The 6,230-nt window shown below is 72.6% G+C and carries 3 protein-coding genes; 2 read left to right on the top strand and 1 reads right to left on the bottom strand.

Annotation, left to right across the window (positions count from 1 at the left end):
* Positions 1 to 68: 68 nt before the first annotated feature.
* Positions 69 to 1,136: a DUF3533 domain-containing protein gene (locus tag JGS39_RS36245; RefSeq protein WP_219574015.1), complete on the bottom strand. Its 1,068-nt coding sequence runs from the start codon at positions 1,134 to 1,136 to the stop codon at positions 69 to 71.
* Positions 1,137 to 1,301: 165 nt separating this feature from the next.
* Here JGS39_RS36245 and JGS39_RS36240 point away from each other — a divergent pair, with 165 nt between their 5' ends.
* Together JGS39_RS36240 and JGS39_RS36235 are read left to right on the top strand one after the other, a co-directional pair.
* Complete coding sequence (locus tag JGS39_RS36240; protein ID WP_219574014.1) at positions 1,302 to 4,799, top strand: DNA polymerase III subunit alpha; 3,498 nt, start codon at positions 1,302 to 1,304, stop codon at positions 4,797 to 4,799.
* A 68-nt stretch (positions 4,800 to 4,867) separates the two neighbouring features.
* Entirely contained in the window at positions 4,868 to 5,884 is a 1,017-nt protein-coding gene (locus JGS39_RS36235) for a DNA polymerase Y family protein (RefSeq protein ID WP_219574016.1), read from the top strand.
* Positions 5,885 to 6,230 lie beyond the last annotated feature (346 nt).

Here is a 6,230-nt window from a genome sequence, read left to right as displayed (position 1 = left end):
GCGGTGTCTCGTGGGCGGAGGGGGACCTCCCGTCGGGGCGGGCGGTCCCCTGGCCGGGATGGTGCTCGCTACGCCAGGGTCGACCCGGCGTCGCCCGTCCCCGCCCCCGGTCCCGTGGCCGCCTCCGCCGTCGCCTCCGCCTCGTCCGGCTTCCTCCGCATCGCCATCAGCAGGGTGATGACCGTGCCCACCACCGCCCACGCGGAGAGCACCAGCAGCGGCCCGGTCACCGCGTTGCCCCTGAAGTACGCGATCGAGCGTGCCGTCCAGGTGGAGGCCCCCGGCGGCAGGGCGGGGCCGATCGCCCGCCAGAAGTCCGGGAGCATCGGGAGCGGGAAGGCGCCGCCCGCGCTCGGGTTGCCCGCGATCACCACGATCAGGACGGCCAGGCCGATGCCGACGATGCCGGTGAGCGCCTCCAGGGCGAGCGTGATCATGCCGACCGCGAAGACGGTCAGTGCGCCCAGGCCCGACATTCCCCAGAAGGATCCGGGCAGGGCTCCGAGGATCGGGCCGATGATGATCGCGCCGCCGATCCCGCCCGCGATCGAGTACAGCGCCATGACACCGGTCCGGATCACCGCGCGCTGACGGTTGGCGGGACGGCTGCCCGCGCTGATCGCCAGGATCGAGGCGCAGAGGTAGCCGCCCACGCACCAGCCCACGGCCAGGTAGAACGAGGAGAGCCCGTCGAAGTCCTGGTCCGAGGCCGGGGCCACGTCCACGGCGCGGGCGGTGCGGTGCTGGGTTAGCTCGACCTCCTTGATGATCTTCGTCAGGGAGGTGGCCAGGACGGTGCCCCCGCCGGAGGCGACCAGTACGGCGTCGGTCGTGCCCCGGGGGTTGACGATCAGGGCGCCGTCGATCTCGCGGTCGAGGATCTTCTGGCGGGCGGTCGCCGCGTCGGTGACCGTGCGGGGGTCCAGGGGATCGCCGGGGAGGTTCTTCAGTTCGGTGACGAGCCGGGCGGACACCTGCTGGGGTGCGACGACGCCGAAGGGGACATCCGTCGGCTTCGGGTTGTGGAGCGCTCCGATATAGGACGCGATGAACAGCAGTTGCAATGCCAGTACGCCGATGACGAGCAGCGCGGCCCGTGGAGTGACGGCGTTCTTCACCTCGTCGACGAAAGTCATGACCCCACGGTCCTGGGTGCTCGTCGTTCACGCAGTCGGGGCCGGGCCGAATGGCTGAGGGGCGGGGAGGGTGGCCCGCGCACCGGATATCGTACGAATGTTCGAAACTTGGTCTATGGTGGAGAGCGAGGGGGTGGTGAGTACGGATTGGTTCAGGAGGTGCGGGTGCCCGGGTTCACGCATCTGCATACCGTTTCCGGGTTCTCCCTGCGGTACGGGGCCTCGCACCCGGAGCGGCTGGCGGAGCGCGCCTCGGAACGGGAGATGGATGCCCTCGCGCTGACCGACCGCGACACCCTGGCGGGTACGGTCCGGTTCGCCAAGGCCTGTGAGCGGGCGGGGGTGCGGCCGCTCTTCGGAGTGGATCTTGCCGTGGCCCCCGCCGTGCGTGCGGAGGGCGACGGGCGTACGTCCCGGCTGCGGACCCCGGTCCGCGGTGGTGCCTTTGTCGATGAATCCGCACCCCGGGCCACCTTCCTCGCCCGCGACGGCGCCCAGGGCTGGGCCGAGCTGTGCCGCCTCGTCACCGCCGCCCACGCGGCCGTACCCGACGGTGGCCGGCCCCTGGTCGAACGCTCCGCGCTGCCTGCCGAAGGGCTCACCGTGCTGCTCGGACCCGCCTCCGAGGTCGGCAGGGCGCTGACCGCCGGCCGCCCCGACCGGGCCGCCGCCCTGCTCGCCCCCTGGCGGGAGGTGTACGGCGACGACCTGCGGCTCGAAGCCGTCCACCACGGGCGCGACGGCACCGGCCCCGGTTCGCTGCGGCTCGCCGCCCGTACCGTCGGCTTCGCCGCCGAGCAGGGGATACGGGCCGTGCTGACCAATGCCGTCCGGTACGCCGATCCGGGGCAGGGCCCGGTCGCCGATGTGCTCGACTCCGCCCGCGGGCTCGTCCCCGTCGACCCGCGCCGCGCCCCGCTCGACAGCGGTGAGCGCTGGCTCAAGGACGCCCGTGCGATGGCGGAGACCGCCGAGCGGATCACCTCCGCCGCCGGACTCGGGCCCGGCGCCGGGGCGCGACTGCTCGCGGAGACCCGGCACACCGCCGACGCCTGCGTGGTCGACCCCCGGGGCGACATCGGCCTCGGCTCCGTCCACTTCCCCGAACCGCACCTCGTCGGCGCGGACCGGCGCACCGCCCAGCGGGTGCTGGCCTCCCGTGCCGCCGCGGGCATGGTGCTGCGCGGCTACGACCGCAGGCGCGAGTACTGGGACCGGATGCACCACGAACTGGACATCATCGCCCACCACGGCTTCGCCTCGTACTTCCTCACGGTCGCCCGGGTGGTGGACGACGTACGGGAGATGAGGGTCCGGGTGGCCGCGCGCGGTTCCGGGGCCGGCTCCCTGGTCAACCACCTCCTCGGCATCGCCCACGCCGACCCGGTCGAGCACGGGCTGCTGATGGAGCGTTTCCTGTCCAAGCGCCGCTTCGTGCTGCCCGACATCGACATCGACGTCGAGTCGGCCCGCCGCCTCGACGTCTACCGCGCGATCATCGGCCGCTTCGGCGCCGAACGGGTCGCCACCGTCGCCATGCCCGAGACCTACCGGGTGCGCCACGCCATCCGCGACGTCGGCGCCGCGCTCTCCATGAACCCGGCCGAGACCGACCGGCTCGCCAAGGCCTTCCCGCACATCCGGGCCCGCGACGCCCTCGCAGCCATGGAGGAACTGCCCGAACTGCGGGAAGTGGCGAGGACGAAGGAGAAGTACGGACGGCTGTGGGAGCTGGTGGAAGCGCTCGACGCACTGCCGCGCGGCATCGCCATGCACCCGTGCGGGGTCCTCCTCTCCGACGCCTCACTGCTGCGCCGCACCCCCGTCATGCCCACCAGCGGTGAAGGCCTTCCCATGGCGCAGTTCGACAAGGAGGACGTGGAGGACCTCGGGCTGCTCAAGCTCGATGTGCTCGGTGTACGGATGCAGTCGGCGATGGCGCACGCGGTCGCGGAGGTGAAGCGGGCCTCGGGTGAGGAAGTGGACCTGGACGCCGTGGAGCCGGGGGACCCGGAGACGTACCGGCTGATCAGATCCGCCGAGACGCTGGGCTGTTTCCAGATCGAGTCGCCCGGCCAGCGCGATCTGGTCGGCAGGCTCCAGCCCGCCACCTTCCACGACCTGGTGGTCGACATCTCGCTGTTCCGGCCCGGCCCGGTCGCCGCCGACATGGTGCGCCCGTTCATCGAGGCCCGGCACGGCCGGGCACCGGTCCGCTATCCGCATCCCGACCTGGAGGGACCGCTGCGCGAGACGTATGGAGTGGTGGTCTTCCACGAGCAGATCATCGAGATGGTCAACCTCATGACCGGCTGCGGCCGGGGCGAGGCCGACCGGGTCCGGCGCGGGCTCTCCGACCCCGAGTCGCAGGGCCGGATCAGGCTCTGGTTCGCGCAGCACGCGGCGGCCCGGAAGTACGACGCGGAGGTGATCGCCCGTGCCTGGGAGATCATCGAGGCGTTCGGCAGCTACGGCTTCTGCAAGGCGCACGCGGTGGCCTTCGCCGTACCGACGTACCAGTCGGCCTGGCTGAAGGCGCATCACCCGGCGGCCTTCTACGCCGGGCTGCTCACCCATGACCCGGGGATGTACCCGAAGCGGCTGCTGCTCGCGGATGCCCGGCGGCGCGGGGTCCCGGTGCTGCCACTGGATGTGAACCGGTCGGCGGCCGCCCATCGAATCGAACTGGTGTCTGATGAGGGAGAAGGGGAGGGTGCGCGGAAGGCCTGGGGGCTGCGGCTGGCGCTCTCGGACGTCCATGGGATCAGCGCGGCCGAGGTCGGCCGGATCGAGGCCGGGCAGCCCTACACCTCGCTGCTGGACTTCTGGCAGCGGTCCCGTCCGGGCAAGCCCGCCGCCGAACGGCTGGCCCAGGTCGGTGCGTTGGACGCGTTCGGCGCCAACCGCCGCGATCTGCTGCTGCACCTGTCCGAACTCCACCGCGCCCAGCGCGGCGCGGGCTCCGGGGGCTCGGGCGCACAGCTTCCGCTCGGCGGCGGGCACCGGACCGGCTCCATCGGCCTGCCCGACCTCAACGAGGCGGAGCGGCTCAGCGCCGAACTGGGTGTGCTGAGCATGGATGTCTCACGCCATCTGATGGGCGATCACCATGCCTTCCTGAAGGAGCTCGGCGCGGTCTCGGCCAAGCGGCTGCGCGAGGCGCGGCACGGAGACACCGTGCTGGTCGCGGGTGCCAAGGCGGCCACCCAGACCCCGCCCATCCGCTCCGGGCGACGGGTCGTCTTCACCACCCTGGACGACGGTACGGGCCTGGTCGACCTGGCCTTCTTCGACGACAGCCACGCCGACTGCGCGTACACCGTCTTCCACTCCTGGCTGCTGCTGGTGCGGGGGGTGGTGCAGCGGCGCGGGCCGCAGAGCCTGAGCGTGGTCGGCGCGGCCGCCTGGAACCTGGCCGAGCTGGCCGAACTGCGGCGCACCGGCGGACTCGACGCGGTCGCGGCCCGGCTGGCGGAGGTACCCGCTCCGGAGAAGGAGGAGGAGAAGAAGGCGAAGGAGGAGGCGGCCGCCGCCGATGACGGCCGCCGGATCCGGATGCCCACCGGTTACGAGATGAACCCCTGGTCCGACCTCCAGCCGCCCGGCGAAGGAGCACCCACCGGAAGGAAGCTGTGGCATCAGAGCCCGGGGAGTGCGGGGTGAGTGGGGTGGGTGAGATGGATGGGGTGAGCAGGGTGGGTGAGATGAGTGCGGTGAGCGAGGTGGGCGAGATGAGTGCGGTGAGCGGGGTGGGTGAGCAGGCCGGGATTCTCTGTCTGCGGTTCCGCCGGGTCGGAGGCGGCCTCCCGGACGGCGCCGGTTACACGGGGCTGCTCGCCCTGCTCGGTTCGTTCACCCCTCTCGTCGAGGCGGCGCCGCCGGACGGCGCACTCGCCGATGTCCGGGGCGCGCTGCGCTACTTCGGGCGGGACGTGGCGGGTCTTGCCTCGGTGATCCGGGTCCGCGCGCTGGCCCTGCACGGCGTGGACTGCGCGATCGGGGCCGCCGAGAACCCGATGCTGGCCCGGATGGCGGTACGGCAGGCCGCGCCCGGAACGACCTTCGTGGTGCCCGCCGGCGGTGCCGCCGCCTTCCTCGCGGGCCGGCCGGCCGCCGCGCTGGACGGCGTCGGGGCGGCGACGGCCCGCACCCTGTGCGGATACGGGCTCGACTCCGTCGGCCGGATCGCGGCCGCCCCGCTCGGCACCCTGCAACGGATCACCGGGGTGCGGACCGGGCGCGAGCTGTGGGAGCGGGCGCACGGCATCGACCGCACGAGGGTCGTGCCGAACGCCGCGGCCCGCTCGCTCGCCGCCGAACGGACCTTCCCGCGCGACGAGCTGGACCGCGAGCGGCAGCGGCGTGCGCTCATGTCGCTCACCGAGGAGCTGGGGGCGAGGATGCGCGGCGAGGGGCAGGTGTGCCGCTCGCTCGCGGTCTCCGTGCGCTACGCAGACCGGACCGGGTACGCGACGCTGACCCGCAGCCGTACGCTCCGCGAACCCACCGCGCACTCCGCGGAGCTCACCGCGCTCGCCTACCGGATCCATGACTCGTTCGCCCTGCAGCGGGCCCGGGTGCGGGGGATCGCGCTGCGTGCCGAGGGGCTCGGCGAGGCCGGACGGGCCGCGCACCAGCTGACCTTCGACCCGGTCGACGAGCGGGCCCGGCGGATCGAGGCGGTCGCGGACCGGCTGCGGGCGAGATTCGGGCCACGGGCCGTGATGCCGGGGCGACTCGCGGCCTGACCTGCGCGTCGGGAACTGTCCTGAAGCTGCGGTTACTGCCGGGTCATTTTTTACCGACGCGTAACTTCCCACGCAACCTTACCCGTGCGTAAGTTGGCATGAGCACGTAGAACATCGTCAGAACTTGTGGTCCGGGCCGCAGGGTGCACAGACATCGCAACTCCCTTGAGCCGCAAGGAGACCACACGATGCTGCCCTGGACCCGTGCGCCGCGTACCCCACGTGCGCGGACCGCCCTCGCCGCACTGTTCCTCGCCGTCGCCGCAGTCGCCACCCCCACGGCCACCGCTGCTGCAGCCGCCCCCACCGCCGTCACGGCCACCTCCCGTGGCTGGAACGACTACTC

Origin of the sequence: Streptomyces poriferorum (assembly GCF_019399235.1) — a bacterium.
In the GTDB taxonomy this organism is placed as follows: Bacteria; Actinomycetota; Actinomycetes; order Streptomycetales; family Streptomycetaceae; genus Streptomyces; species Streptomyces poriferorum.
This window is presented reverse-complemented; position numbering and strand designations above follow the sequence as displayed.

Coding starts and splice junctions, on each gene's coding strand:
- JGS39_RS36245 (WP_219574015.1), bottom strand. CDS start 1,136: ATGACTTTCGTCGACGAGGTGAAGAACGCCGTCACTCCACGGGCCGCG.
- JGS39_RS36235 (WP_219574016.1), top strand. CDS start 4,868: ATGAGTGCGGTGAGCGGGGTGGGTGAGCAGGCCGGGATTCTCTGTCTG.